This is a genomic window from Vibrio sp. D54 (genome assembly GCF_021728075.1).
GTDB classification, from domain to species: domain Bacteria; phylum Pseudomonadota; class Gammaproteobacteria; order Enterobacterales; family Vibrionaceae; genus Vibrio; species Vibrio alginolyticus.
Window position 1 is genome coordinate 14667 of record NZ_JAKKCS010000017.1, and the last position, 26977, is coordinate 41643.

The following is a 26977-nucleotide window of genomic DNA, read 5'->3' on the forward strand; positions in this document are numbered from 1 at the left end:
TCAACGGACACCGAAGGACCGCATAAGAGCAGTTAGGTATGACACAATTTTTCGCAGCCGCCGGGATCAAAAACCCGCATCTCCAAACGCTTTTGCCGCGTTTTATTCGCAAAAAAGCGTTATTTACGCCGATTTGGCAAACCCTCGATACATCCGATGGCGACTTTCTCGATCTCGCGTGGAGCGAGGACCCAACCCAAGAGCCTGCACAAAAAAAGCCGATTTTTGTTTTATTTCATGGGTTAGAGGGGTGCTTCTATAGCCCTTATGCCAATGGGTTAATGAATGCATTTGCTCAATCTGGATGGCTGTCGGTGATGATGCATTTTCGTGGCTGCAGCGGTAAACCAAACAAAAAAGCACGAGCTTACCACTCGGGTGAAGTGACGGATGCTCGTTACTTCCTAGAGCACCTTGAACAACGTTTTCCTGATAATCCCAAAGTTGCAGTTGGTATTTCTCTTGGCGGTAACATGTTGGCGAATTATTTAGCCCAATATAAAGACCACCCTATTTTGAATGCAGCGACTATTATCTCAGCGCCTTTAGACCTAGCTGCGTGTGCAAACCGTATTGAACAAGGCTTTTCGAAAGTGTATCGCCGTTATCTGCTTTCTTCACTGAAACGTAACGCGTTACAAAAGCATCATCTACTGCATGGTGAGCTTGCGCTGTCCTACAACTCAATAAAACGTGTCACACGGCTGTATGAATTCGATGATTTGATCACCGCACCATTGCATGGCTTTAAAGACGCACAAGATTATTACGACCAATGCTCTGGCTTAAGTAAATTACAACAGATCACGCTACCCACACTGATCATCCATGCCAAAGACGATCCGTTCATGACCGATGATGTGATACCGAAGTTTGTTCTGCCAGATAACATTGATTACCGTCTCTTTGAGCACGGTGGCCATGTTGGCTTCCTGACAGGAACGGCGTTAAAACCTAAGTTTTGGTTGGAGGAAGCGCTGCCCGCATATTACGAAAGTATCGCCGCAGATTACCTTTCTGCTGTATCCAAGCAACGAACGCAGTAAACTAGCCGCTCATCATAAAAGTTAGAGGTATTTATGATCATTCCATGGCAAGACATTGCGCCGGAAACATTGGAAAACTTAATTCGTGAATTCGTCTTACGCGAAGGAACGGATTACGGAACCGTCGAGGTTTCTTTGCATGACAAAATTGATCAAGTTAAAGCTCAATTGGAAAAAGGTGAAGCGGTTATCGTGTTCTCTGAGCTACACGAAACCGTCGATATTCAGCATAAAACAAAATTTTAGACCCTTCACATTTTACCGTATCCCACTCGATGACAAGGTATTGTTACGTGCTATAGTGGGATATCGACCGTGCAGTAGTAACTCTACTGCACATTACAGGTAAGTAATTTTCGACAAGGTTTGTCATGTCAGCTAAACACCCAATTATTGCGGTTACTGGTTCGTCCGGTGCCGGCACGACCACTACATCTGAAGCCTTCCGTAAAATGTTCAATATGATGAACGTTAAACCCGCATGGGTTGAAGGCGATAGCTTCCATCGCTTTACTCGCCCAGAAATGGACATCGAAATTCGCAAAGCCCGCGAGCAAGGTCGACACATTAGCTACTTTGGCCCACAAGCTAATGACTTCCCGGGATTAGAAGAGTTTTTCCGTAAGTTCGGGCATGATGGTACTGGCAGCGTGCGCCGTTATCTGCACACGTTTGACGAAGCGGTTCCCTACAATCAAATGCCAGGCACGTTTACACCGTGGCAAGACTTACCCGAAAACAGCGACGTGCTGTTTTATGAAGGGTTACATGGTGGCGTGGTCGATGGCGATGTTAATGTTGCTCAACATGTGGATTTCTTAATTGGCATGGTGCCGATTGTGAACTTAGAGTGGATCCAAAAATTCGTACGTGACACTCGCGATCGCGGCCATTCGCGTGAAGCGGTAATGGACTCAATCGTGCGATCCATGGACGATTACCTCAACTATATCACTCCGCAGTTTTCTCGTACTCACATCAACTTCCAGCGCGTCCCAACGGTCGATACTTCCAACCCACTTAATGCAAAAGGCATCCCTAGTTTGGATGAGAGTTTTGTGGTGATTCGCCTACGCGGTATCAAGAATGTCGACTTCCCATATCTGCTGGCCATGATTGATGGCTCATTCATGTCACGCCACAACACGATTGTCGTACCCGGCGGTAAGATGAGCTTTGCAATGGAGCTCATAGTTCGGCCTATCCTACAACAGCTCATCGAAACAGGGAAAATTGGCTAAAAACCTGCCTGCGAAGATGTTTACTTTTCATACCGTGATCATGTGCACAGTTTTGCTTACAAAATCTCAATCATGGCACGATTAAAATCAAGAAATCGTTTTCGAAAAAGGATACTATTTCTTACCGAAACACAAGAGAGCTTGCAGCATATAAAAAGTGCTCTTATTCTAGTAGGCCTAATTCAGGCTTAGCTAAAATATGGATAGCGCAAGCGTACCCTGCAGAGGAAGTGAGATATTATGGTTCTAGGTAAACCTCAAACCGACCCAACATTAGAGTGGTTTCTTTCACACTGTCATATTCATAAGTACCCTTCAAAGAGCACGCTAATTCACGCGGGCGAAAAGGCAGAAACTTTGTACTACATCGTTAAAGGTTCTGTTGCGGTTCTTATCAAAGACGAAGAAGGTAAGGAGATGATCCTTTCTTACCTAAACCAAGGAGACTTTATTGGTGAACTTGGTCTATTCGAGGAAGACCAAGAGCGCACAGCTTGGGTTCGTGCTAAATCTCCTTGTGAAGTTGCTGAAATTTCTTTCAAGAAGTTCCGTCAGCTTATCCAAGTAAACCCAGACATCCTAATGCGTCTTTCTGCGCAGATGGCTCGTCGTCTTCAAGTAACTAGCCAAAAAGTGGGTGACCTGGCGTTCCTAGACGTAACTGGTCGTATCGCTCAGACGCTTCTGAACCTTGCAAAACAACCAGACGCAATGACTCACCCAGACGGCATGCAAATCAAGATCACTCGTCAAGAAATCGGTCAAATTGTTGGCTGTTCTCGTGAGACAGTAGGTCGTATCTTGAAGATGCTAGAAGAGCAGAACCTAATCTCTGCTCACGGTAAAACCATCGTGGTTTACGGTACTCGTTAATCTCGGACTAGAGTGACACGAACAAAATTATAAAAGCCACCAATGGCAACATTGGTGGCTTTTTATTTACTCATGACCAAATGAGATAGGGTGCAGCGAACACTAATGAGTAAGCTTAACAGGTTAACCCTAAAACTTAGCCATTCGTACTTTCAAAGATTTTGTCAGCTGAAGCGGCCACGAAACCTGGGTACAAATCACCATTTTCCATCGGATAGCGCTTAGCAAATTCATAAAACCCGCCGGGGATAATTTCAGTGCCTTCGCTAAAACGAACCGCTACTTTATCTGCCATGGTCGATGACTGCTCTAGCAACACCTCAGGAGTGCCCTTCACTTCACCACCATTTTCATTAATGGTAAACCCAGCGGTACGCAGATGATCGTTTACCTGCTTCACTTCTTCATATTCATTGAGCTGGTTAACGCTCACCGTGAAGTGGTTTGCTCCGTAACCATGCGCCGCAAGCCAAGATGCGTACTCACTTTCTTTAGCCAACGTTTGGTAATCAGCAAAGCTTAAATCCCACAAGCGTCCACCATGTAAGAATGCGCTATCGTTCAGCTTGTCAGCATCGACTTGTGCCACCAAATTTTTCACAATCTCTTGTAGCTCAGACGAGCACTCTTCAACTTTTAGCTCACTAATAAATACTTTAGGTTGCTTCGGATCTGGGTGCTCATAGTGCTTAGCAACCAGCTTTTTGCTTTCGAAAACGTAATCACCACACGCCTTGTAACCAATAGCTACAAATGGCTTAGCTAGAGTTTCAATACCAAGAGGCGCGATATTGAAGGTACGTAAAGCTATATGATCATTAATCAGAGGCTCATCTTCTTGAAGCAGCTGATGCACTTTAGCAGCCGAAGGGCAAAGACGTTGAATGTAATCTTGCCATAGCGATTCAAATAACACATCGGGCGTCATAACGACTCCTTGTTACGAGATGTAGAGTTTAAAGGTAAGCGGAAGTTGGCTGCTCGTTCACAACAAAAGTTGTCCAGAATAATGAACGAGCAACCATCAACCTGTGACGGTAAATGCCAGTCAGTCAACACGCTTTTCCGAGTCTTTGCTCACTTTTCGTGTTCTGCCAACGATCACTACAACCCATACCTAAATGATGCGCCGGCAAGGTGAGCCGCAATGCATAGTTGCGACTCTATTATTAAAACTTATAGCGCTACACCTGGACTCAATGTTGCAGGCAAGACAGTCTCTTGACCTTCCATTGATGCCATTGGGTACGCACAGTAATCTGCTGCGTAGTAAGCGCTTGGGCGCAAGTTACCCGACGCCCCCGGACCACCAAATGGCGCATCACCACTTGCACCAGTGAGCTGGCGGTTACGGTTCACGATACCTGCACGAATGTGGTCAACGAAGTATTCCCATTCTTGGTCGTCGGTTGAGACCAAACCAGCAGATAAGCCAAAGCGCGTATCGTTTGCTAGCGCCACGGCTTTGTCTAACCCTTCGTAACGCACCACTTGCAGAAGTGGGCCGAAGTATTCTTCATCTGGTAACTCAGCAATGTTCGTTACATCAATGATGCCAGGAGAAACAAACGCCGCCTCTCCTGCTTTCGCTTCAATCAAGCTTTCACCGCCAAGAGACTGTAGATTAGCTTGTGCATCAAGAATAAACTTGGCTGCCGCGACCGAAATTTGCGGTCCCATAAATGGCGCAGGTTCTGCAAATGGTTGGTCTACGCGAATATTGCGTGTCGCTTCAACGAGCTTGGTGATAAGCGCATCGCCTTTTTCACCCAATGGCACATACAAACGACGAGCACACGTACAACGCTGCCCAGCACTGATAAACGCTGACTGGATGATGGTGTAAACCGTGGCATCCAAATCACCATATTTATCAGAGATCACCATCGGGTTATTACCACCCATTTCTAGTGCGAGCATCTTGCCCGGTTGACCCGCAAATTGACGGTGTAATAGATGCCCCGTATTCGCGCTACCCGTAAACAGTACGCCATCAATGCCTTTAGCGTCAGCGAGGGCGATACCAGTTTCTTTCGCGCCTTGAACAAGGTTAATCACGCCTTTCGGCAGACCGGCTTCTTCCCATAGCTTCATTGCCAATTCACCCGTCCATGGCGTTTGCTCAGACGGTTTGAAGACTACCGTGTTACCAGCCAGTAGCGCTGGCACAATGTGACCATTTGGTAGGTGGCCTGGGAAGTTGTAAGGACCAAACACCGCCATCACGCCCAATGGGCGGTGGCGCAATACGATTTGGTTGCCTGCAGCTTCACGGCTCGCCTCACCAGTGCGGTCATGATAAGCGCGAATCGAAATGGCAATTTTACCTGCCATTGCCGCTGCTTCAGTGCGCGTTTCCCAAATTGGCTTACCGGTTTCTTTGGCAATGACTTCGGCGATTTTTTCGCTGTTCTCTTTTACTTTCTCCGCAAAAGCCAACACGATTGCCTCACGCTCTGAAAATGGGCGCTTTTTCCAGTAAATAAACGCTTCACGCGCTGCAGATACCGCCTGGTTCACCTGCTCTGCCGTTGCACCTTTGCCTTGCCAGATCACTTCTTGGTTGTACGGCGACAGAGACGTAAATGCTTCACCCTGACCTTGTACCCATTCACCTGCAATCCAATGTGTCATTGTTTCTATCCTTAAATTCTGTCGTCTGTTACTGCGGAAGAAGGCGAACGAAATCCCCTTCTTCAACCGAAAGTGCATCCGCAACGTCTGGTGCAATCATCACGCTTTGTGTTTCTGCGTCATACGCCGCTTTAGTGACTGTCGCACGGAAGTTCTCGAAAGATGAATTACACATCAAGAAGTCTTGTGTGCTGGAATGTTCAGAGATTTTGACTTGCGCGCGGAATGAATGACGTACCGACTCAATATTACGCAGATCACACTCAACCGTTGGGCCACCATCGAAGATGTCGACGTAGCCTCGGTTGGTAAAACCTTCACGCTCAAGCAGCTTCAGCGCTGGACGCGTGTTGTCATGTACTTGACCAATCACGGCTTGCGCTTCTGGGCTGAGCAGGTTGATGTAAATAGGCAGTTTCGGCATCAAGTCGGCGATAAAGCCTTTCTTGCCGATACCTGTCAGGTAATCTGCAAGCGTGAAATCGATAGAGAAGAAATGCTCTTGAAGCCATTGCCAGAATGGTGAATTACCCTCGTCGTCTGAAACGCCACGCATCTCCGCAAAGATCGTTTCAGAGAAGCGCTCTGGGTGCTCTGCCATCATTAGGAAACGACACTTCGACATTAGACGACCATTCAGACCTTGGCGGAATTTCTCACGCAAGAACAAGGTACAAATTTCGCTGTTACCCGTGTAGTTATTACCAAACGTCAGCAGTTTAACGACGTTGTTAACGCCAAGCTTTGGCGACGAGTGCACAACTTTACTAATGTGATATGAGTAAAATGGGACATCCCAGCCGATAGATGCTTCGATTCCGGTGGTACCCGCAACCTCACCCGTTTCAGAGTCAAAGCCAACCATCAGGTAGCCTTCATCGCCTGGTTCTGCCACATCTGGCTTACCAAAGCTGTACTCTGAATGTTTGATTCGATTGGTTAACAGTTCTTCGTTAACCGGTAGAGATGTAAATCCGTGACCAGACTCCACCGCACAAGTGTGCAGTGCGTCGTAATCCGACATCGCGATAGGGCGAACTACTAGCATCAATACTCCCTCCAGATGCAAGAAGATCCTAACTATATTGTAGGAACAATTCCCCCATCAGAGATCCTTGACGGGGGTGTCTGCGTTGACGTTTAAACTGATATCGCGCTTAAACTAAAGTCGCGATCGCTTTATCCAGTTTCGCCAAGCCTTCTTCAATTTCTTGTTGTGTGATAACGAGTGATGGTGTGAAACGTACGACATTGGCACCCGCAACCAATACCATGAGACCTTGTTTACCTGCAGCAACCAGCACGTCACGCGCACGGCCTTGCCATTCTTCATTTAGTGCAGCGCCAAGTAATAGGCCTTGACCGCGCACTTCTGAGAAGATGTTGTACTTCGCGTTGATCTTCTCTAGACCTTCACGGAACATTGCTTCGCGTTCTAGCACACCAGCCAACACCTCTGGCTTAGTGACTTCATTTACAACCGCTTCTGCAACCGCACACGCTAGTGGGTTACCGCCATATGTAGAACCGTGAGTGCCCACTTTCATGTGCTCTGCCAATTTTGCTGTCGTTAGCATTGCACCGATCGGGAAACCGCCACCAAGTGATTTCGCAGTACTTAGAATATCTGGCGTGATACCTAAACCTTGGTAAGCGTAGAAGTTACCTGTACGGCCATTACCAGTTTGCACTTCATCGAAGATCAGTAAGGCGTTGTGTTTGTCACACAGCTCGCGAACCGCTTGAGCGAACTCAGGCGTTGGTGGCACGATGCCGCCTTCACCTTGTAGTGGCTCCATCATGACCGCACAAGTACGATCAGACATGTGCGCTTGTAAAGCTTCGATATCGTTGTAAGGAAGGTGTGTCACGTCGCCTGGCTTAGGACCGAAACCGTCAGAGTATGCCGCTTGGCCACCAACCGTTACGGTAAAGAATGTACGACCATGGAAACCTTGTTTGAATGCAATGATTTCAGATTTCTCAGTGCCATGAACGTCTGCTGCATAACGACGTGCCAGCTTCAAAGCGGCTTCGTTTGCTTCTGCGCCAGAGTTAGCAAAGAACACACGCTCAGCAAAACTCACTTCTGTTAGCTTTTTCGCCAGACGAAGGGCTGGTTCGTTCGTCATAACGTTACTTAAGTGCCAAAGCTTGTTAGCTTGCTCTGTTAGTGCGTTTACCATTACTGGATGACAATGGCCAAGACAGCTCACTGCAATACCACCAGCAAAGTCGATGTATTCATTACCTTCCTGATCCCAAACACGTGAACCTTCACCTTTAACAGGGATCATTTCCATCGGGTTATAGCAAGGTACCATTACCTCATCGAATAAACCGCGCTCTACTTTAATTTCCGTTGTCATTGCACATTCCTTCTTGATACCGCATGCGTAGCAGATAAGCGAATTTAACCGGCTCTCTTTGCCAGCAAATAATGTTTTGCATTTAAGCTATTGCGGCATTGTATTTACATTTAATTAACCATTTCAATAGTGATTTATTCTTTTCGTTCTCGAAAGTAACTTCCATTAATCACTGCTTATGACTATTTATGCATCAAGAAAGTAAAATAGAGAAGTGATTTTTTATAAATGTTATGTAATACAGGGGATAGAAGGTTTAAAAAGACATGAATAGACAAAGAGACTCGAGAGAATCGCATAGTTTTGCAATCCGCTCACCTCAGCAAAAAGATGAATGATTTGTTAAGAAAAGTGATCGCGATCAGATCGCTTTGCGTGCTAAAAAGTTCGCAAGCAACTCGTGACCTTGCTCAGTTTTGATTGATTCTGGGTGGAATTGCACCGCATCAATTGGCAAGGTTTTATGTTGGTAACCCATTATTTCATCCATGCTTCCGTCAGGCAGTTCTGTCCATGCAGTCAGTTCAAACACGTCGGGTAAAGTACCGTTTTTCACCACAAGAGAGTGATAACGGGTTACCGTGAGTGGGTTATTCAGATTTTTAAACACACTACGACCGTTGTGACGAATCGGTGAGGTCTTACCGTGCATCACTTGTCGTGCACGTACCACTTCACCCCCAAACACTTGCGCTATCGCTTGATGGCCAAGACAAACACCCAATATTGGAAGCTTACCAGCGAAGTGTTCTATCGCTTTCAGTGAAATACCTGCTTCGTTCGGCGTACATGGCCCTGGCGAGATCACCAAATGAGTTGGGTTGAGCGCCTCAATGCCTTGGATATCGATTTCATCGTTACGCACCACCTTTACGTCTGCACCAAGCTCGCAGAAGTATTGGTAAAGGTTGTAGGTAAAAGAGTCGTAGTTATCGATGATCAACAACATAAAGGGTCGGTTGCTCCAATCCGTTTTGGCAATGCTTACGTAGTGAATCGCCACGTTCGTGACAATCAAGGGCGGTATTTTGCTATACCAAGCAAGAAAGGCAAGTTTTTGCTGAATAAAAAGGCCAGCATAGGCTGGCCTTTGGTCTTTACAGCTATTTAGGAACTGTTTGTCAGGAAGTAAATTCGCTTAGCGGCGACGACGGAATAAGCCGAGACCTAGCAGCGCAAATAGCGCGCCAAAACCAAACGAACCACCATCTGAATCCTTCGACCCTTCTGTTCCAGTTTCAGTTTGCGTCATTGAAACATCACGAACAGAGCTAAACTTCACGATATTGCCTGTCGAGTCAGTCACTTTCTCTTCTAACTGATAATTACCTTGCTCTGGCGTTTGTTCAAACTCAATATTCACGCTACGCGCATCAATATCAGCTTGAACTAAGGTTTGGCTAGCCGAGTAAGCTTTCGTATCGCTGCTCGCCGCAGCCGCTTGTGTGGATGGCGTTAAGTTCACCGTAACAATATCACCTACAACCGCCGTTGGTGGTAAACGGACATCGACGGCTAAGTTGTCACCTGCTTTCGGTAAATCGATGTCATCATCTGGTAAATCAATCGCGATGATCACTGGATCGTGGTCAGAGGCAGAGAACGCATCTTTGTACTTCGGCATATCACCGGTGTACTTGCTGCTGTATTCGAACAAGTTACTCTCTAGTGAGTTGATGTGCCAATCTTCAATTGCTACCACTTTTTGCGCTAGGCTACTGCTTGCCAATGCGTGGTCCAAATTACCCAGCTCGCCCGAATAGGTGTAAGAAAACGTATCAGTGCCGTGCAGCAACGTATTTAAGTTGTGCAGACCGTAACCTTTTTCAATTTTGGTCTTCTCTACTTGAAGTTCACCATCACCAATGGTTGTGTAAGCAGCAGTATAAATGTCACGGCCGTATTTCTCTTTCGAGTAATCAGTCAGTGTCAGAACTGGGTCTTCCATGCCATACGCATTGAGGTCGCCCATGAGCAATACATCGCCTTTCACCTCTTTCAACGCTTCACCCACTGCGTGCGCAGCAGAAACGCGGAAGTTGTTACAGTTGCCTTGCAGATCCGCTGGCTCAGAATCTTCTACACCAGCAATCCACTCTTCAATACACTCAGAGCCTTTCGACTTAAAGTGGTTTACGACAATAGACAAATCTTCACCCGTCTCTTTCACCGTAAAGGTCTGAAGTAGACTGTGTCGTTGGTACTTATCGTAAGCAGGGTTACTTTCTGTGCCCTCTTTACGAGTAATTGTGTTTTCTGCAATGTGCTGCTCTGGCGTGATGATCACTTTTGCAGCGTCTTTTGGCGTTACTGCGTTAGCACGATATAAAATCGCCACCATGATCGCATCACTGCCAAAGTATTCGTCTTGGTATTTGTCTTGCTCTTCGATTTCGACATACGTGTAATGATCTTCAGCGTCATCAATCTCAGCATTTAGGGCATCAACTAAGTTTTGGATAGCACTGCCATCACCAAAGCCGTTGTTTTCCACTTCCATCAAACCAATGATGTCAGCGTCCATCTTGTTCATCGCCGCAACGATTTTCGCTTGTTGGATCAGGAACTCATCTAGGTTAGTCGCACCACGGTTTTGTCCGGTTGGGTTTTCATGGCCACTGTCAGCCACGGAGTTGAAGTAGTTCAGTACGTTGAAGCTTGCAATACGCAAATCTGAGTCCGCAATCGCTGGGGCATCTTTACGAGCCACATCGAAGCCTTCACCTGAAGTCACAAAGTTGGTGTTATCGACTTCATTGGTCGCAATCAGGCGGTATTCGTTGTAGCTGTAAGCCACGACACCCTGTAGACCTTCTACTCGAGAACCAAGGCGAATGTGCTGCTCTGAAGAGCCATCTTGGTCTGCATCTTTAGCAAAATCTGGGTAGTATGGGATTTGGCCGTTTGGTGCTTTGCCATCTGATTCTAGGTATACGCGGTTTGCTGCGTTGTCTTTTGCTAGCTCAACGGCTGCATCGCTCTCTGCCGCGTGTAATTGAGTCGGCTTTAACAATGGCGCTTCATGAGAGAGCATCATATTGTTACGACGTGAATCGTAGTCGTAAGAGAAGTTGCGAGTTACAAACAAGTCACTTGCCGAGGTCAACTCAACTTGCATCCCTTCATGACGCTCAAGCGCATCACGTAGTGTCTCACCTTCTTTGATAACAAGATCGGTAACTCGAGAGGTTTCAGAGGTGCCTGTTTTCACATAGCTGTTAGCATCAGAAGCAAGCTGAGTATTGCTGTAATACTCTTGAACTTTACCTTTCACACAAACAACGTCACCAGCTTTCAGCGCCGTGTCTGCCGCGTCAGTATGAATGAACAAGCCTTCTGAGGTCTTGTCGTTGTTGTCGCTTTCTAATGCTTGTAGGTAGAAACCTTTGGTTAGGCCAGTGGTAACAGCAGTCACGACACCCGTTACGAAATGATCTTCGTCAGTAATGTATGGGTAACCATCAATGAATGGAGACGTATCGCCTTCACCTTGAATATCTTGGATGGTAGTGAAGTTAGGTTGCTGACCGTCGACTTCACAAGCGAATGGTGCTGGTGGCTCAGTCGCATTTAGCTCACCAAGGCCGTCAATGTTGTCTTTCTCAAATGCCGTCCACTGAGATGCATCATAAGTAGCAGAAGGGGTTAGTGCATCACTGTTACGAACTAATGTGGTGTCTTTACCAAAATCTACGTCACCCATCACACCGATGATGTCGTGCACTTCACCACCTTTAAGCAGTGCGATCGGGTCGTCACCGTTAAAGTTCGCAACGCTTTTATCTGTGATATCAGAGACAGCTTTGATGGTATCGCTCGCGTCACCATGCGCCAGTACATACACTTGGTTAGCTTGTAGCGTCACTTGGCTAAGGTCGAATGTGCTGCCCCAAGTACCACCACCGTTTGATGATTTCGCCAACTCGTAGCCAGTGAGTGTCACCGCAGTATCGCCCGTATTAGCGATCTCTACCGCTTTATTATAAGCGCCGCCTTCTACGTATTGGGAAATAATAATCTCTGCGTTCGCGTTTGCACTAAGTGCACTGGCGATGGTTAATGCGAGTATTGAGGGTTTGATTAACGTGTCCATTGTCATACCTGATATTTATGTAAATGCAAACTTAGCTCTGGTTAGAGCCTGCCATTTGCGTCTACTATCAGGTTTATTTATGAAATAAATAAGAATGAGTAATTAAAGCCGTGAAATGAATCACATGTGAATATAAGAAAATATGCCAGAGCATCCCATTCAAACATTTTTTGTAATAAATACAGAGCACTATTGATAAACAAGTCAGAATTTAGATTGATTACTCAGTTTACTTTTTCACTTCATGTTAAGGAGTAGAAAATACATCACTTGTTGAGTTGCTTATTAACCCAACCGTTCCGTTACAAATAAAAAATATAATTAGTCACTAATTTAGAATGCTTTAATTTTCACTTGTATCACTGTTCAAGCCCAAGAATCTATTACTCGCTTCGTTCTCTCTTATACAGGCCTCTCATACTTCAAAGTTTTCATGATTTATTCAATAACTTTTCATTACTCACTAGCCAAAAACATACACAAAAGATATAACACCTGCGCGAGACAATAAGATCTCATTAGCTGTAAACCCAGGAACGACAAATGAAAAAAATTCAACGCAGTGTGCTAGCTCTCTCCCTACTTGGCTTGATAGCGGGGTGTCAGTTGACCGCCAGTGAGCCACTTCAACCTACGGCGAATCAAGACATCATCGAATCAGCCAAAAATGAACTGGATGGTATTGAAGAGCTAGAAGTCAGTGACGAGGGTGTTATTACCTTTACTCAGCGTCTAAGAACGCCAGGAACCTACTGGATTCCAGCGAGAATTAAAGAACTCAGCTACGATATATCATGCGTACAGCTTAGTTACTTCATTGATAAAGGCATGGTTGTGAAGTCTGCCTTTCTAGGGGCTCGAGGACGTGTTGAATATTACGACATGGAACGCTGTATGAAAGACACGCCATTTCAGTAATACAGGCATAAAAAAAGCTCCACCAAAGTGGAGCTTTTTCGTATTCGTTCTTAGCAACTATGGGCGAGTAACAAAACCTACTGCTTCGTATGCTTTCTTAAGCGTTTCAGCCGCACGTGCCGATGCTTTCTCAGCGCCTTGCTTCATCACTTCGTTCATGTAAGCGCGGTCAGCACGGATACGGTGGTATTCAGCTTGAATAGGCTCAAGCATAGTAACTAGAGCTTCACCAACGTCTTTCTTGAATGGACCGTACATTTCTACGCCTTGGTATTTCGCTTCAATCTCTTCAAAGCTCATGCCTGTTGCCGCAGAGTACAGACCCATTAGGTTAGAGATACCTGCCTTGTTGTCCCAATCGTTAGCGATACGAGGTGGCGTTTCGGTGTCAGTTTGCGCTTTGTTGATCTTCTTAAGGATCGACTTAGGCTCTTCCAGCAGCGTGATAACGTTCTTACGGTTGTCATCAGATTTAGACATCTTCTTCGTTGCGTCTTGAAGGCTCATTACACGCGCATTTACTGTCGGAATGTAAGGCTCTGGAACTTGGAAGATTGGCTGCTCTGGCGAGTAAATATTGTTGAAACGCGTTGCGATATCGCGCGCTAATTCTAGATGTTGCTTCTGGTCACTGCCTACAGGTACTTGGTGCGCACCGTAAAGCAAAATGTCAGCAGCCATCAACACCGGGTAGTCAAATAGACCGACGTTTACGTCATTCGCGTAACGTGCCGATTTGTCTTTAAACTGAGTCATACGGCTCAGCTCACCCATTTGAGTGTAACAGTTAAGAAGCCAACCTAGTTGAGCATGCTCTGGTACATGTGACTGAACAAATAGCGTGCTCTTCTTCGGGTCAACACCAACTGCCAGACAAATTGCCAGTGCGTCTAGAGTTGCTTCATGCAGCGCTTTAGGGTCCTGACGAACCGTAATCGCGTGAAGGTCTACCACACAATATTGGCAATCATAATCGTCTTGCATCTGCTGCCATTGACGTAGAGCACCCAAGTAGTTACCGATACTTAGTTCACCTGAAGGTTGAACACCACTCAATACAATGGGTTTGCTCATTAGAATGATTCCTTTGACTTCTTAATCTAATTAAATGAAAAAACCGTGCAGTAATAGGTGCACGGTTTACTCAGTGTACTCATTAACGAGTATTTTGGAAGCTCTTTTGTAGCCGTTATGCAGAAACCGCTACAACGTCCAATAATTCTGCCAAACTGTCAGCGACGAAATCTGGATTTGATGCTGAAATAGGTTCACCGTGGTTGTAACCATATGTCAGACCAAATGAGGCACAGCCTGCATTCTTTGCTGCGAGAATGTCGTTTTTCGAGTCGCCAACCATCAGCATTTCACTTGGTTGGATTTGGTGCTTTTCCATTAGCCAGTTCAATGCTACTGGGTTTGGTTTTTTCTCTGGGAATGCATCACCGCCAAGGACATCAACGAAGTATTTTGCGATGTCGTGCTTTTCCAAAACGTCAGGCACAAACTTTGAAGGTTTGTTAGTCACCAACGCCATAACAAAGCCCGCTTTGTGCAGCTCTGCTAGTGTCTCTTTTACCGTTGGGTAAAGATGGCTTAGCTTGTGACCGCTTTGCTCGTAGTAATCATCAAACAATACACGCGCTTTAGCACGAAGCTCTTCACTCAGCTCTGGGTTGATGGTCAGGCTTTGGCTTAATGAGCGACCAATAAGCACGTCTGCGCCGTTACCCACGTAATCACGAACTTGTTCTTCTGAAACCGATGGAAAGCCAAGCGCCTGTACTGCTTGGTCTGCCGCGACAGCTAGATCTGGCACGCTATCAAGCAAAGTGCCATCTAGATCGAAGGCGATGAATTTAATGTCTTGTTGAGTCATAACTTCCCTGAGGATTTTTATTTATAAATCGGTGAAAACGACAAAGGATGGCACCCCATCCTTTGTTTTTATCATTATGTCTGATTCGACAGTAACTGTTTGTTTCGTCGTTACTTTGCAGCAATACGCTGACGAACTGCCTCAAACAAACAGATGCCGGATGCCACAGATACGTTCAAGCTTGAAACGCTACCAGCCATTGGGATCTTAATCAAATCGTCGCAGGTTTCACGAGTCAGACGACGCATACCGTCACCTTCTGCCCCCATTACGATAGCAAGGGGTCCAGTCAGTTTGGCTTGGTAGATGTCGTGCGTTGCTTCACCCGCAGTACCAACAAACCAGATGCCTTTCTCTTGCAATGTACGCATAGTACGAGCCAAGTTAGTTACTCGGATCAATGGTACGACTTCAGCTGCACCACAAGCGACTTTACTTACCGTCGCATTCATTGGCGCAGAACGATCTTTCGGTACGATGATCGCCGCAGCACCTGCCGCATCTGCGTTACGTAAACACGCACCAAGATTGTGTGGATCGGTCACTCCGTCTAACACTAATAGCAGTGGTGATTCGTGCTGCGCCAGGATGTCATCTATATCGTTCTCATTCAGCTGCTTCGCTGGTTTCACACGAGCGATGATGCCTTGGTGATTTGCACCGCGCGCTTTGTCATCCAAAGTTTTACGTGTCATCTGCTGAATAGAAACACCACAAACCTGAAGATCATTTAGGATTGGCATTAGGCGATCATCTTGACGACCTTTTAAAACGTACGCCTCGATAAAACGCTCTGGTTCGCGCTCCAATACCGCCTTCACTGCGTGAATGCCGTAGATAAATTCGTTACTCATTGTTTAACCTGTTGTTCTGGTCGTATTGCCTGCGCCAACCAAGTTTGAACTAAGTTGGCGCTTCAACCTACTACTGCGCTTCTTTTTTAGTGCGCTTGGTTTTCTTCGGCTTACTGTGCGGCTTCTTTTTACGTGCTTTTTTCACTTTAGGCTTCTCGTTGCCTTCGGCGTCACCACGTTTTGGGCCATTACGCTTACTCGTTGCGCCCGTTTCTTCTGGGCGTTTAGTTGGCTCTATCGCAGGAACTGCACGAGCCGCGCCACCTTCCTTCGATGAAGAGCGAGTCGCAGCGCGTTTTTTATCTTTCGCTTTGCGTTTTGCTTCCGCTGCGCGTTTCTTCGCAGTCTTACCTTCGCCGCGTAGCTTACGACTTGTTTCGACCAATTCAAAGTCAATTTGCTTATCATCGAGGTTAACAGCCAGTACTTTTACTTTTACTGCATCACCTAAGCGGTAGATGTTACCGAAACTTTCACCAATAAGTCGTTGACCAATCGGGTCAAATTGATAGTAGTCGTTCGCAAGGGTAGAAATATGTACCAAACCATCGATGTGCAAATCCGTTAAACGTACAAAGAAGCCAAAGCTAGTGACATTAGCAATAACACCGTCTAGTTCGTCACCGACGTGGTCTTGCATATATTCACACTTCAGCCAATCCGCAACATCACGTGTTGCATCATCAGCACGGCGCTCTGTCATCGAACATTGTTCGCCGTAAAAATCCATGTCGTCAAACGAGTAATGATAGCCACCTGTTGGTGTCCAGCGATCTTGATTACGACCTTCTTCTTTAGCAATCAGATACTTGATTGCACGGTGAAGTAACAAGTCAGGGTAACGACGAATTGGCGACGTAAAGTGCGCATAGCGTTTCAATGCCAACCCAAAGTGCCCCGCGTTATCTGCGTTGTATACCGCTTGCTTCATTGAGCGTAGCAGCATGGTCTGAATCAACTCTTGATCTTGACGCCCGGAGATTTGACGTGCGAGATCAGCATAGTCCGTTGGTGAAGGCTCTAAACCACCTTTTAGCTCAAGACCAAGTTCACTTAAGAAGTCACGGAAACCTTGCAGGCGTAATTCACCTGGAGATTCGTGGATACGATAAAGCGCGGGCTCTTTCGCTTTTTCTACCAGCGATGCCGAAGCAATGTTGGCTAAAATCATACATTCTTCGATGATCTTATGCGCGTCATTACGAATTACTGGCTCAATACTTTCGATTTTACGTTCCGCATTGAAAATAAATTTGGTTTCAACGGTTTCAAATTCGATTGCACCGCGTTGATCTCGTGCTTCTTTCAGCACTTTGTACATCTTGTGCAACTCTTCTAGATGAGAAACAAGCGGCTGGTAGCGCTCACGTAGTTCTTCATCCCCTTCTAGAATCGCGTTCACTTTGCTATATGTGAGACGAGCGTGCGAGTTCATCACCGCCTCGTAATGCTTGTAACCAGACAGCTTACCTGTATCGGAAATGGTCATTTCGCACACCATACACAAGCGATCTACTTGCGGGTTGAGCGAACATAGGCCGTTCGATAGTACTTCTGGCAACATCGGCACAACTTGCGACGGGAAATATACTGAGTTACCACGATTGATCGCTTCTTTGTCCAACGCAGAGTCAGGACGAACGTAGTAACTGACGTCAGCAATCGCTACCCATAAACGCCAACCACCTTCTTTGTTCTTTTCACAGTAAACGGCATCATCAAAGTCTCGTGCGTCTTCGCCGTCAATGGTCACTAGTGGCAAATCACGTAGATCCACACGACCAACTTTGGCTTCTTCTGGTACTTCTTCGCCCAAGTTTTCGATTTGTTTATCGACGGCTTCTGGCCACTCGTGAGGAATTTGGTGTGTACGAATCGCAATTTGTGTTTCCATACCTGGTGCCATATTTTCACCAAGGACTTCAACCACTTTACCCATCATGCCGCGTGAGCGTGAGCCACGATCAGTAATTTCAATTACGACTACGTTACCCATGCGTGCACCCGCTTTGTGCTCATTTGGGATCAGGATATCTTGGCTGATACGCGAGTCATCTGGGACAACGTAGGAGTATCCATATTCAAGGAAGAAACGACCGACGATTTGATCATTACGCTCCTCTAGCACACGCACCAAACGTCCTTCACGGCGGCCGCGCTTGCTGTTGTCTGTCGGTTGCACTAAGACAAAATCACCGTGGATGATGTTCTTCATCTGATGGTGCGGTAACAGAATATCATCATCCTTGCCGACGCTGCCTTCTGGACGTACCCAACCATGGCCATCACGATGACCAATCACGTAACCTTTCACCATTTCAAGTTTTTCAGGCAATGCATAGCACTGACGGCGGGTAAACACCAGTTGGCCATCTCGCTCCATCGCACGTAGCCGACGACGCAACCCTTCGTATTGCTCTTCGCCCTCAAGCTTTAGTGCCTCAAACAAGTCGTTACGATTCATTGGAACGCCCGCTTGCTCTAGAAACTCGATGATAAACTCTCGGCTTGGAATTGGATTTTCGTAATTTTTGGATTCACGATCTGCAAAAGGATCGTTTGGAATATTGTCTGACATAGGCACGCCTATCTAGCAAGGAAGGTATATGGCTAGTATATCTGAGTCTCTCGATAAGCTACAGAATTGCTTTGAAAAAAGAATGATCGAGATCGACTCTAGGCATGCAAATGAGTTAAGGACGAGCCAGCAAGATCAAAAGTTCAGAATTGTCACTGAGCAAGGATTCAATCGTGCAGTCATCCAACTCCGCCAGAAAGGCACTTTTTGCTTTCGCCAATTTATCTTTGAGGCGGCAAGCAGGGGTAATATGGCAAAAATCCACACCACAGTTGACTAAATCTAACGGCTCTAAATCGCGCACAACACCACCGACTGTGATTTCAGAAGCAGGTTTCATCAGCCGAATACCACCGTTTTTTCCACGCACGGTGTGGACATAACCTAGTTGCCCTAAACGGTTGATAACTTTGACCATATGGTTACGTGACACACCAAATAAATCCGTCACTTCGGTAATGCTGGTTAACTCATCTTCCGGCAACGAAGCCAAGAAAATTAAGGTTCTCAACGCATAATCAGTGAAACTAGTTAACTGCATATTCTCTCCCAAAGTGCGACTCAATAACCCGCTGGTGATGCTAAAACCCCAAACTTGAGCTATCGATAAAAGTGTAAATCTTTTCTTGATCGAAAGATACATTTGAGATACAACTTTAAACATGCATTATAAATACAACTTAAAGTAGGAAGCCCTTATGCTCAGCAATCAAACTATCGAGATCGTCAAAGCGACCGCACCACTCATCGCCGAAACAGGACCAAAACTGACCGCGCACTTTTACGAGCGTATGTTTACTCATAACCCTGAGTTGAAAGATATTTTTAACATGAGTAACCAGCGTAACGGCGATCAGCGTGAAGCATTATTCAACGCTATCTGTGCCTATGCTGCCAATATTGAAAATTTGCCAGCTCTGCTTGGCGCAGTAGAGAAAATTGCGCATAAGCACACGAGCTTTTTGATCACAGAAGATCAGTACCAAATCGTTGGTAAGCATTTACTTGCAACAATCGATGAGCTTTTTAATCCAGGTCAAGAAGTGTTGGATGCTTGGGCTGAGGCTTACGGCGTACTTGCGAATGTATTTATTCAGCGCGAAGAACAAATTTACCAACAAAATGAAGCTTTGGAAGGCGGCTGGCGCGGTCTACGCGAATTTGAATTAGTCGATAAAAAGATTGAGAGCGAACACATTTGCAGCTTTGTATTCAAGCCAACCGATGGTCAAAAAGTGGCGCCGTATAAACCGGGACAATACCTTGGCATCTACATCAACAGTGACCAGTTAGAAAACCAAGAAATTCGCCAATATAGTCTGTCTTCTGCGGTCCAAGAGAACACTTACCGTATCTCAGTAAAACGTGAAGAAGGCGGAAAGGTGTCGAACTACCTGCACGATAGCCTGAACATTGGCGAAAAAGTGCAGCTTGCGGCCCCTGCCGGTGATTTCTTTATGGATGCCGAACCACAAACACCCGTTGTTCTAATATCTGCTGGTGTGGGACTTACTCCAACGCTGTCAATGCTAGAAAGTCTCTCAGCACATCAAGCACCTGTAACTTGGGTTCATGCAACAGAAAATGGCCAACAGCATGCTTTCAAGCAACACGTAAACCAACTCGTTGCAGAAAAAGAAAATATGAACGCGCTCATTTGGTATAACCAACCAACGGCAGAAGACAAACTAGGTGAAGACTTCCACTTCACGGGCTTTGTCAATCTGTATGAAATTGAAGCTGCATTAAAGCAAGATAACGTGCAGGTGTACTTCTGTGGCCCTGTAGGATTTATGCAGCACGTAGCGAAACAGCTATTAGAACTTGGCGTACCACAAGAGCAATTCCATTACGAATGCTTCGGTCCACACAAAGTGGTTTAAGCGCTACCAACTATCGGGAAAACAACAAAGCCCACGTGACGTGGGCTTTGTTGTATGAAGTTGTTTGCAATATTGAAGCGTTACCAAAAGGTGTCTCGCCGTTTAGCTCGAGCAATAACGTTTTGTGGCATGCGCTGTTCAAGGCCGTTTCTCAATACAGTTATGCGCTTATGCTGCCGCTTATCTGCTGTGACAGAGTTATATAACCAACGATACGCATCTTCGTAATCGAGTGGACTGCCATAATCACGTAAAAGCAACTCGGCCAGATGAATACGCGCGTTTAGGTTTCCCATTGACGCAGCTTCTCGCAAATATGGAATTGCACGTTCTTTATCTTGCTGTACTAAAGTGCCACGCGAATAGTATCGGCCAATCTGCTCTAGTGCAGCAGGTAACCCCTGATGCGCTGCATTTTCGATGTAGTAAAGACCCAGTTCGACATCTTGCTCGACACACACCCCCCAAGCCAACATATCTCCGTATAGAAACTCATAAGCGGGTAAGTTAATTCGAGTCGCACGAGCTACGATATCCTCCACCAGCTGGCAGTTATCAGCGCGCACACGTTGTAAGTGCTTATTTTGCTCAATAAGCTTTATCAGCTCTGCTTCGGTATAGATCGGAACTGGTGCCCCCACATCAGCAACATTGGCTTTCACTGTGGTAGCAACCAAGGTCAACAACAGTGAAGCAGCCACTGTTCGTAACTTCATAAACGTACCCTTAAGGTATCTAAGAAACCAAAGATCGGTGAAGGATCTCCTCTGCTTGATAACCTTATCGGCAAAAAACAGCTAAGCTTTAGACAATTTTTGCCTCTGATTTAGGCTCAGCGGCAAAAGCTTGCCATATGAGAGTCACGCTGTTTTTGTTCAGATACAAAAAAGCCGACCATAAGGTCGGCTTTTGCAGTCTTTAACGGCTATCAATTAAGCTTCGAATGGGTGAACTTTGATGATAGTTTCGTTACGGTCAGGACCTGTAGAGATGATGTCTACTGGAACGCCAGTTAGCTCTTCAATACGCTTGATGTAGTTAAGAGCTGCTTGTGGTAGAGCATCTAGTGACTTAGCACCAAATGTGTTCTCAGACCAACCAGGCATTGTTTCGTAGATTGGCGTTGCTTTTTCGAATGCTTCAGCAGCCATCGGAGAAACTTCTAGCACAGAGCCATCTTCCATCTTGTAACCAGTACAGATTTTTAGCTCTTCTAGACCATCTAGTACGTCTAGTTTAGTTAGACAGAAACCAGATACAGAGTTGATTTGGATTGCACGACGCATAGCAACAGCATCGAACCAACCTGTACGACGTAGACGACCAGTTGTCGCACCGAACTCGTGGCCAACTTCACCTAAGTGCTTACCAATTGGATCTTGCTTATCTAAACCGTCGTATAGTTCAGTCGGGAATGGACCAGCACCAACGCGAGTACAGTACGCTTTTGCGATACCCAAGATGTAACCGATGTGACGAGGACCAAAACCAGAACCTGCAGCAACACCACCAGCAGTCGTGTTAGAAGACGTTACGTACGGGTAAGTACCGTGGTCGATATCAAGTAGTGTACCTTGTGCACCTTCGAACATGATCTTGTCGCCGCGCTTACGTGCTGCGTCTAGTTCGTCAGTTACGTCGATAACCATTGACGTTAGTAGTTCAGCGTAGCCTTTAGCTTGCTCAAGTACTTCTTCGTAGCTTACTGGCTCCGCTTTGTAGAAGTTAACTAGTTGGAAGTTATGGAACTCCATGACTTCTTTTAGCTTCTCTGCGAAAGTCGCCATATCGAATAGGTCGCCAACGCGTAGACCGCGACGAGCAACTTTATCTTCGTATGCTGGACCGATACCACGACCAGTAGTACCGATAGCTTTTTTACCGCGAGCGATTTCGCGAGCTTGGTCCATTGCAACGTGGTAAGGAAGAATTAGCGGACATGCTTCAGAAATGAAAAGACGCTCGCGTACTGGAATACCGCGCTCTTCAAGAGGCTTCATTTCTTTAAGTAGAGCTTCAGGTGATAGTACAACACCGTTACCGATAACACATTTTACGTTATCGCGAAGGATACCTGATGGAATTAAGTGAAGAACGGTTTTTTCACCGTCAATTACGAGAGTGTGACCTGCGTTGTGACCGCCTTGGTAGCGTACCACGTATTTTGCATCTTCAGTTAAAAGGTCTACGATTTTACCTTTACCTTCGTCACCCCATTGGGTGCCTAGAACGACTACGTTATTTCCCATCTTTCCAAGTCTGATTGCTAGTTAAAAATGGATTCTAGCACCGAATCACGCTTCTTGCAGTCATTTTTTGTTCACAGAGTTGCTACCAGAATGTCATCTTGCCGCTTTGTTCATTTTGAAATCAGCATATCACTGATAGTATTTAGCTTTCTCTATTCGACTGGAAAGCGCTATGTCTGAATCCATATGGTTGGCGATTGGGCTCGTCTTGATCGTGGAAGGCATTGGGCCACTGATTGCTCCTAACGGTTGGCGGAATATGGTGGCTCAATTAAGTGAACAACCCAACAATCAGCTACGACGCATCGGTGGCTGCCTAGTAGTTGCTGGAGCCGTCATCGCCATCATGATGAGCTAGCACTTAGCATCAGATACAAAAAAGGCTCCCTAAGGAGCCTTTTATTTCAATGAGACGCGGAGATTATTTCTCCATGCTGCCCTTCGACTGGTTCATGTATTGGAAGAACTCACTCTTCGGATCAAGCACCAGAATATCGCTCTTAGAGCTGAAGGACTTCTCATACGCACGTAGCGAGCGTAGGAAGCTAAAGAACTCAGGGTCTTTGTTGTAAGCTTCAGCATAAATCTTCGCAGCTTCAGCATCCGCTTCACCTCGTGTCACACGCGCAGTTTTATCAGCTTCAGCTAGAATAGTTGCTACTTCTAGTTCTGCTTGAGCACGAATAACTTCCGCTTTTTCACGACCTTGAGAACGGTGCTTACGAGCAACGGACTCACGCTCCGCACGCATACGACGGTAGATAGACTCACTGATTTCATCAGGCAGGTTGATTTTCTTCATTCGGAAATCAACGACACGAACACCCAAGTCTTTCATTGCGCTTTCACGCGTGTCCTTCAATACTTCAGACATGATTAGGTCGCGTTCACCATCAATCTCAAGCGCTTCACGAGCCGCTTCAGTTGCGACAACATCAGCACTTGCGTCTTCTGGTAGCACATCATCGTTACGTGGACCAGATACGATCTGTTTGATTTCACGAGCACCGATTTCAGAACGAAGCACGTCCGTCACTTTACGCTCAAGTAGTGCCTCTGCCGTTAGCGAGTTACCACCGCCAGTCGCGAGGTAGTAGCGACCAAAATCTTCAATACGCCACTTCACGTAGGTATCAATGATAACGTCTTTTTTCTCGGACGTTACGAAACGGTCGGCACGACCATCCATTGTTTGGATACGTGCATCAAGTTGTTTCACACGGTCAAACAAAGGCATCTTGAAATGCAGACCAGGCTCGTAAATTCGAGTGATGTCGTTATTGTCTTTCAAGACACGACCAAATCGAACCACGATACCGCGCTCACCTTCAGGAATCACAAACAAAGACATCAACATTAATGCCAGTGCGATTACCAGTACAGGGATCATTAACTTACGCATTCTTAGTATCTCCCTTGACGTGAACCTGTTGAACGAGACTGCGTGTTCGAAGTGTCTTCTTGTGTACGATCAGACTCAAGTTGAATTTGATCATAGGTTGAAGATGACTTCGATTTACGTTTGGTATCTGCTTTGCCCTCTTGTCCCGCCAACTTATCGATTGGAAGGTAAAGAAGATTGCCGCTTGATTCCGAGTCAATCAACACTTTCGAAGTGCTTGAGTACACCTCTTCCATTGCGTCGATGTACAGACGATCACGCGTTACACCAGGCGCTGCTTGGTATTCTGGTAGTAGTTTTTCGAACTGTGCTACCTGACCAAGAGCCTCGTTAGTGACACGCTCATTGTAACCTTGTGCTTCTTTCTTCAAACGCTCTGCACGACCCGTTGCCTTAGGCAAGATTTCGTTCTTGTATGCTTCAGCTTCACGAATGAAACGCTCTTCATCCTCACGTGCTGCGATTGCATCATCAAACGCATCTTTCACTTGCTCTGGTGGACGAGCAGACTGGAAGTTCACATCAACAAGTACCAGACCCATATCATAGCTATCAATGATTTGGTTCAGTGTTTCTTGCGTAGTTTGACGAATTTGCTGACGACCACTGGTTAGAATGCTATCCATCAATGAGTCACCAATTACTGCACGTAGTGCAGAATCCGTTGCTTGACGCAAGCTGTCGTCTGCATTGGTTACACGGTACAAGTATTTGTATGGGTCAGTCACTCGGTACTGAACATCCATCGCAACTGTTACAACGTTTTCATCTTTGGTCAGCATTAGACCAGATGCACGTAGTGAACGAATCGCTTGTACGTTTACCGCTTCGTACTCATCAATAAAGCGAGGACGCCAGTTAAGACCTGGGTCTACGATACGATCGTATTTACCTAAACGCAGTACAACACCACGCTCTGCTTCACCGATGGTGTAAAAACCAGCGAAGAACCAAACTGCAACAGCAATCAGAGCAATCACGCCAAAGCCAATTGCACTACCACCACCGCCGCCGATTGGAGAACCACCGCCGCCTTTTTTACCAAACTTGCCGCCCAGCTTTTGACTCAGTTTGTTGAACACTTCATCTAAATCTGGCGGACCTTGATCTCGGCCACCAGGACGCTGGCCACCACGATTATTATTACCCCAAGGGTCATTATCGCGGCCATTGTTGCCGTTGTTATTTCCAGGCTCATTCCACGCCATTAGAAAGCTCCATCATTTGATATGACGTTATACTGTAGCAGTCCTTTAAGTGACTATAAAGCCAGTCAAAACTGCCCCTTCTCTTTTTTCAAGTCTAGACCAATCTACTTGCTGCATTCGAATATCGATCAACAAGTTACCATCCTGGTCATATTCCTCACGTTGAATACACTTCATTTGGAAGAAGGTACTACGGAATCGTCCTTGATACTGTGGAGGAATTCGCAACTGATGCTCGACCATTTGTGACGCCAGACGTTCCGTCAGAGCCTCAAACAGGACATCAATGCCCAACCCATCCATTGCTGAAACCCAAACTGCGCGAGGTACGCCTTCCTCGTCTCGTTCTATACGTGGTTTCTGCGAATCTAGATTGTCGATTTTGTTCATGACAACCAGAGTCGGCACTTCATGCGCGTCGATCTCTTCTAGTACTTCATGAACAGCTTGAATATTCTCACGAAAACGCTCGTCACTGGCATCAACAACATGTAACAAAATGTCAGCTTCTTGCGTTTCCTGCAAGGTTGCCTTGAAGGCCGCAACCAAGTCGTGTGGCAAATGTCGAATAAAACCAACCGTGTCAGCCAAGATGGCAGGACCAACATCTGCTAACTCTATCTTACGTAAAGTCGGGTCCAAAGTAGCAAATAATTGATCAGCCGCGTACACGCCAGCTTCTGTAATACGGTTGAAGAGTGTCGACTTACCCGCGTTGGTGTAACCCACAAGTGAAACCGTTGGGATTTCAGCTCGATTTCGGGCGCGGCGCCCTTGTTCACGCTGCTTCGCTACTTTGTCTAAGCGTCGCAGGATGGCTTTGATTCTGTCACGCAATAAGCGACGGTCGGTTTCCAGCTGGGTTTCACCCGGGCCACGTAAACCGATACCACCTTTCTGCCTTTCAAGGTGCGTCCAACCACGAATCAAACGAGTAGAGATATGACGAAGTTGAGCCAGCTCTACCTGTAGCTTACCTTCGTGTGTTCGAGCTCGTTGAGCAAAGATATCGAGAATAAGACCAGTGCGGTCGAGAACTCGACATTGGCACAGTGCTTCGAGGTTACGTTCTTGGGCAGGAGAGAGGGCGTGATTAAAAATCACAATTTCGGCACCCGTTGATTGTACCGCTGTAGCAATCTCTTGGGCCTTACCCTCTCCGACATAGTATTTCGGGTGTGGGGATTGACGACTACCAGTTACCACTTGTAGCGCCTCTACCCCAGCAGAAGAAACCAGCATTTCGAACTCAGCCAGATCTTCCCATTCACCTTCTTGCGTGAAGTTGATATGAACAAGTACGGCTCGCTCACCGGATTCATAACGGTCAAACAAGCAATCAACTCCTTATTTTAAAAATACTCGATGAAGAATTAATCTTCAGATTTCTCTTGTGGACGCTCACCTTGTGGACGTTCACCGCTGTGATGGCTCACTGGACGAGCCGGCACAACTGTTGAGATCGCGTGCTTGTACACCATTTGGTTAACAGTATTCTTCAGCAGGATCACAAATTGATCGAATGATTCGATCTGACCTTGTAGTTTAATACCATTCACAAGGTAGATAGATACCGGGATACGCTCACGACGTAGCGCGTTTAGAAATGGGTCTTGTAGAGATTGCCCCTTAGCCATTTTTATTTTCCTTATTTAATTTGTAGTTGTAATTATTTAGCTAGTGGTGCAATGCAAAAGATACGGCTTTTGCATCTGAGCTAAACGAATCAAAAATGCACTCTAAGTAATTAGCA

24 protein-coding genes are annotated in these 26977 nt (G+C 46.1%); 7 read left to right on the forward strand and 17 right to left on the reverse strand.

The window, feature by feature from the left end; all coding sequences use genetic code 11:
- The first annotated feature begins 38 nt into the window (after positions 1 to 38).
- The 4 genes from L3V37_RS19030 (at position 39) to crp (ending at position 3160) form a co-directional block, all read left to right on the forward strand.
- Positions 39 to 1046, forward strand: coding sequence for a hydrolase (locus L3V37_RS19030; RefSeq protein ID WP_033907159.1), 1008 nt, complete (start codon positions 39 to 41; stop codon positions 1044 to 1046).
- Between the two features lie 33 nt (positions 1047 to 1079).
- The gene (locus L3V37_RS19035; RefSeq protein ID WP_005381436.1) at positions 1080 to 1292 is read left to right on the forward strand and encodes a YheU family protein; all 213 of its coding nucleotides are present in this window, start codon (positions 1080 to 1082) and stop codon (positions 1290 to 1292) included.
- A gap of 125 nt (positions 1293 to 1417) precedes the next feature.
- Positions 1418 to 2287 carry a phosphoribulokinase gene (locus L3V37_RS19040; RefSeq protein ID WP_005381434.1) on the forward strand — a complete coding sequence of 290 codons (870 nt, stop codon included), beginning with the start codon at positions 1418 to 1420 and terminating at the stop codon, positions 2285 to 2287.
- 240 nt (positions 2288 to 2527) lie between these two features.
- A complete protein-coding gene (gene crp / locus L3V37_RS19045) occupies positions 2528 to 3160 on the forward strand; it encodes a cAMP-activated global transcriptional regulator CRP (RefSeq protein ID WP_005381432.1) in 633 nt (210 codons plus the stop codon).
- Positions 3161 to 3296: 136 nt separating this feature from the next.
- On the opposite strand, the gene L3V37_RS19050 is transcribed toward crp, so the two are convergent.
- From L3V37_RS19050 to L3V37_RS19075, 6 genes are all read right to left on the reverse strand, one after another.
- Entirely contained in the window at positions 3297 to 4088 is a 792-nt protein-coding gene (locus L3V37_RS19050; protein WP_005381426.1) for a DUF1338 domain-containing protein, read from the reverse strand.
- Between the two features lie 248 nt (positions 4089 to 4336).
- Positions 4337 to 5794, reverse strand: coding sequence for a succinylglutamate-semialdehyde dehydrogenase (gene astD, locus L3V37_RS19055; RefSeq protein ID WP_237306785.1), 1458 nt, complete (start codon positions 5792 to 5794; stop codon positions 4337 to 4339).
- Positions 5795 to 5822: 28 nt separating this feature from the next.
- Complete coding sequence (gene astA / locus L3V37_RS19060; RefSeq protein WP_005381422.1) at positions 5823 to 6842, reverse strand: arginine N-succinyltransferase; 1020 nt, start codon at positions 6840 to 6842, stop codon at positions 5823 to 5825.
- Between the two features lie 109 nt (positions 6843 to 6951).
- Positions 6952 to 8163, reverse strand: a complete 1212-nt coding sequence (locus tag L3V37_RS19065; RefSeq protein ID WP_005381420.1) for an aspartate aminotransferase family protein — start codon at positions 8161 to 8163, stop codon at positions 6952 to 6954.
- A gap of 361 nt (positions 8164 to 8524) precedes the next feature.
- Positions 8525 to 9112 (reverse strand): aminodeoxychorismate/anthranilate synthase component II, encoded by a 588-nt coding sequence (locus L3V37_RS19070; RefSeq protein WP_053303043.1) that lies wholly within the window; start codon positions 9110 to 9112, stop codon positions 8525 to 8527.
- Positions 9113 to 9301: 189 nt separating this feature from the next.
- Complete coding sequence (locus L3V37_RS19075) at positions 9302 to 12256, reverse strand: ExeM/NucH family extracellular endonuclease (protein WP_237306787.1); 2955 nt, start codon at positions 12254 to 12256, stop codon at positions 9302 to 9304.
- A gap of 543 nt (positions 12257 to 12799) precedes the next feature.
- Here L3V37_RS19075 and L3V37_RS19080 point away from each other — a divergent pair.
- On the forward strand, positions 12800 to 13174 hold the full coding sequence (locus L3V37_RS19080; RefSeq protein ID WP_149192265.1) for a hypothetical protein: 375 nt from the start codon (positions 12800 to 12802) through the stop codon (positions 13172 to 13174).
- A 57-nt stretch (positions 13175 to 13231) separates the two neighbouring features.
- Here the strand turns inward: L3V37_RS19080 and trpS are convergent, their stop codons facing one another.
- The 5 genes from trpS to nsrR form a co-directional block, all read right to left on the reverse strand.
- A complete protein-coding gene (trpS, locus tag L3V37_RS19085; protein WP_237306789.1) occupies positions 13232 to 14248 on the reverse strand; it encodes a tryptophan--tRNA ligase in 1017 nt (338 codons plus the stop codon).
- A gap of 115 nt (positions 14249 to 14363) precedes the next feature.
- Positions 14364 to 15050, reverse strand: a complete 687-nt coding sequence (locus L3V37_RS19090) for a phosphoglycolate phosphatase (protein ID WP_005382834.1) — start codon at positions 15048 to 15050, stop codon at positions 14364 to 14366.
- A 110-nt stretch (positions 15051 to 15160) separates the two neighbouring features.
- The gene (gene rlmB, locus L3V37_RS19095; RefSeq protein WP_005381395.1) at positions 15161 to 15904 is read right to left on the reverse strand and encodes a 23S rRNA (guanosine(2251)-2'-O)-methyltransferase RlmB; all 744 of its coding nucleotides are present in this window, start codon (positions 15902 to 15904) and stop codon (positions 15161 to 15163) included.
- Positions 15905 to 15974: 70 nt separating this feature from the next.
- Entirely contained in the window at positions 15975 to 18482 is a 2508-nt protein-coding gene (gene rnr / locus L3V37_RS19100; protein ID WP_213973476.1) for a ribonuclease R, read from the reverse strand.
- A gap of 115 nt (positions 18483 to 18597) precedes the next feature.
- On the reverse strand, positions 18598 to 19023 hold the full coding sequence (nsrR, locus tag L3V37_RS19105) for a nitric oxide-sensing transcriptional repressor NsrR (RefSeq protein WP_005381392.1): 426 nt from the start codon (positions 19021 to 19023) through the stop codon (positions 18598 to 18600).
- A 157-nt stretch (positions 19024 to 19180) separates the two neighbouring features.
- On the opposite strand from nsrR, the gene hmpA reads away from it, so the two are divergent.
- Positions 19181 to 20365, forward strand: coding sequence for an NO-inducible flavohemoprotein (gene hmpA / locus L3V37_RS19110; protein ID WP_237306791.1), 1185 nt, complete (start codon positions 19181 to 19183; stop codon positions 20363 to 20365).
- A gap of 80 nt (positions 20366 to 20445) precedes the next feature.
- Here the strand turns inward: hmpA and L3V37_RS19115 are convergent, their stop codons facing one another.
- Positions 20446 to 21081, reverse strand: coding sequence for a tetratricopeptide repeat protein (locus L3V37_RS19115; protein WP_005381388.1), 636 nt, complete (start codon positions 21079 to 21081; stop codon positions 20446 to 20448).
- Between the two features lie 216 nt (positions 21082 to 21297).
- A complete protein-coding gene (locus L3V37_RS19120) occupies positions 21298 to 22614 on the reverse strand; it encodes an adenylosuccinate synthase (protein ID WP_005387946.1) in 1317 nt (438 codons plus the stop codon).
- Between the two features lie 172 nt (positions 22615 to 22786).
- Here L3V37_RS19120 and L3V37_RS19125 point away from each other — a divergent pair, with 172 nt between their 5' ends.
- On the forward strand, positions 22787 to 22972 hold the full coding sequence (locus tag L3V37_RS19125) for a DUF2065 domain-containing protein (protein ID WP_005381383.1): 186 nt from the start codon (positions 22787 to 22789) through the stop codon (positions 22970 to 22972).
- Between the two features lie 63 nt (positions 22973 to 23035).
- Here L3V37_RS19125 and hflC read toward each other — a convergent pair whose 3' ends face one another.
- From hflC to hfq, 4 genes are read right to left on the reverse strand one after another with little or no spacing between them, the layout of a single operon-like run.
- Positions 23036 to 24016, reverse strand: a complete 981-nt coding sequence (hflC, locus tag L3V37_RS19130) for a protease modulator HflC (RefSeq protein WP_005381382.1) — start codon at positions 24014 to 24016, stop codon at positions 23036 to 23038.
- Between the two features lie 2 nt (positions 24017 to 24018).
- On the reverse strand, positions 24019 to 25224 hold the full coding sequence (hflK, locus tag L3V37_RS19135; protein WP_017633728.1) for an FtsH protease activity modulator HflK: 1206 nt from the start codon (positions 25222 to 25224) through the stop codon (positions 24019 to 24021).
- Between the two features lie 45 nt (positions 25225 to 25269).
- Entirely contained in the window at positions 25270 to 26559 is a 1290-nt protein-coding gene (hflX, locus tag L3V37_RS19140) for a ribosome rescue GTPase HflX (RefSeq protein WP_005381380.1), read from the reverse strand.
- A 38-nt stretch (positions 26560 to 26597) separates the two neighbouring features.
- Positions 26598 to 26861, reverse strand: a complete 264-nt coding sequence (gene hfq / locus L3V37_RS19145; protein WP_005381379.1) for an RNA chaperone Hfq — start codon at positions 26859 to 26861, stop codon at positions 26598 to 26600.
- Between the last annotated feature and the right edge of the window lie 116 nt (positions 26862 to 26977).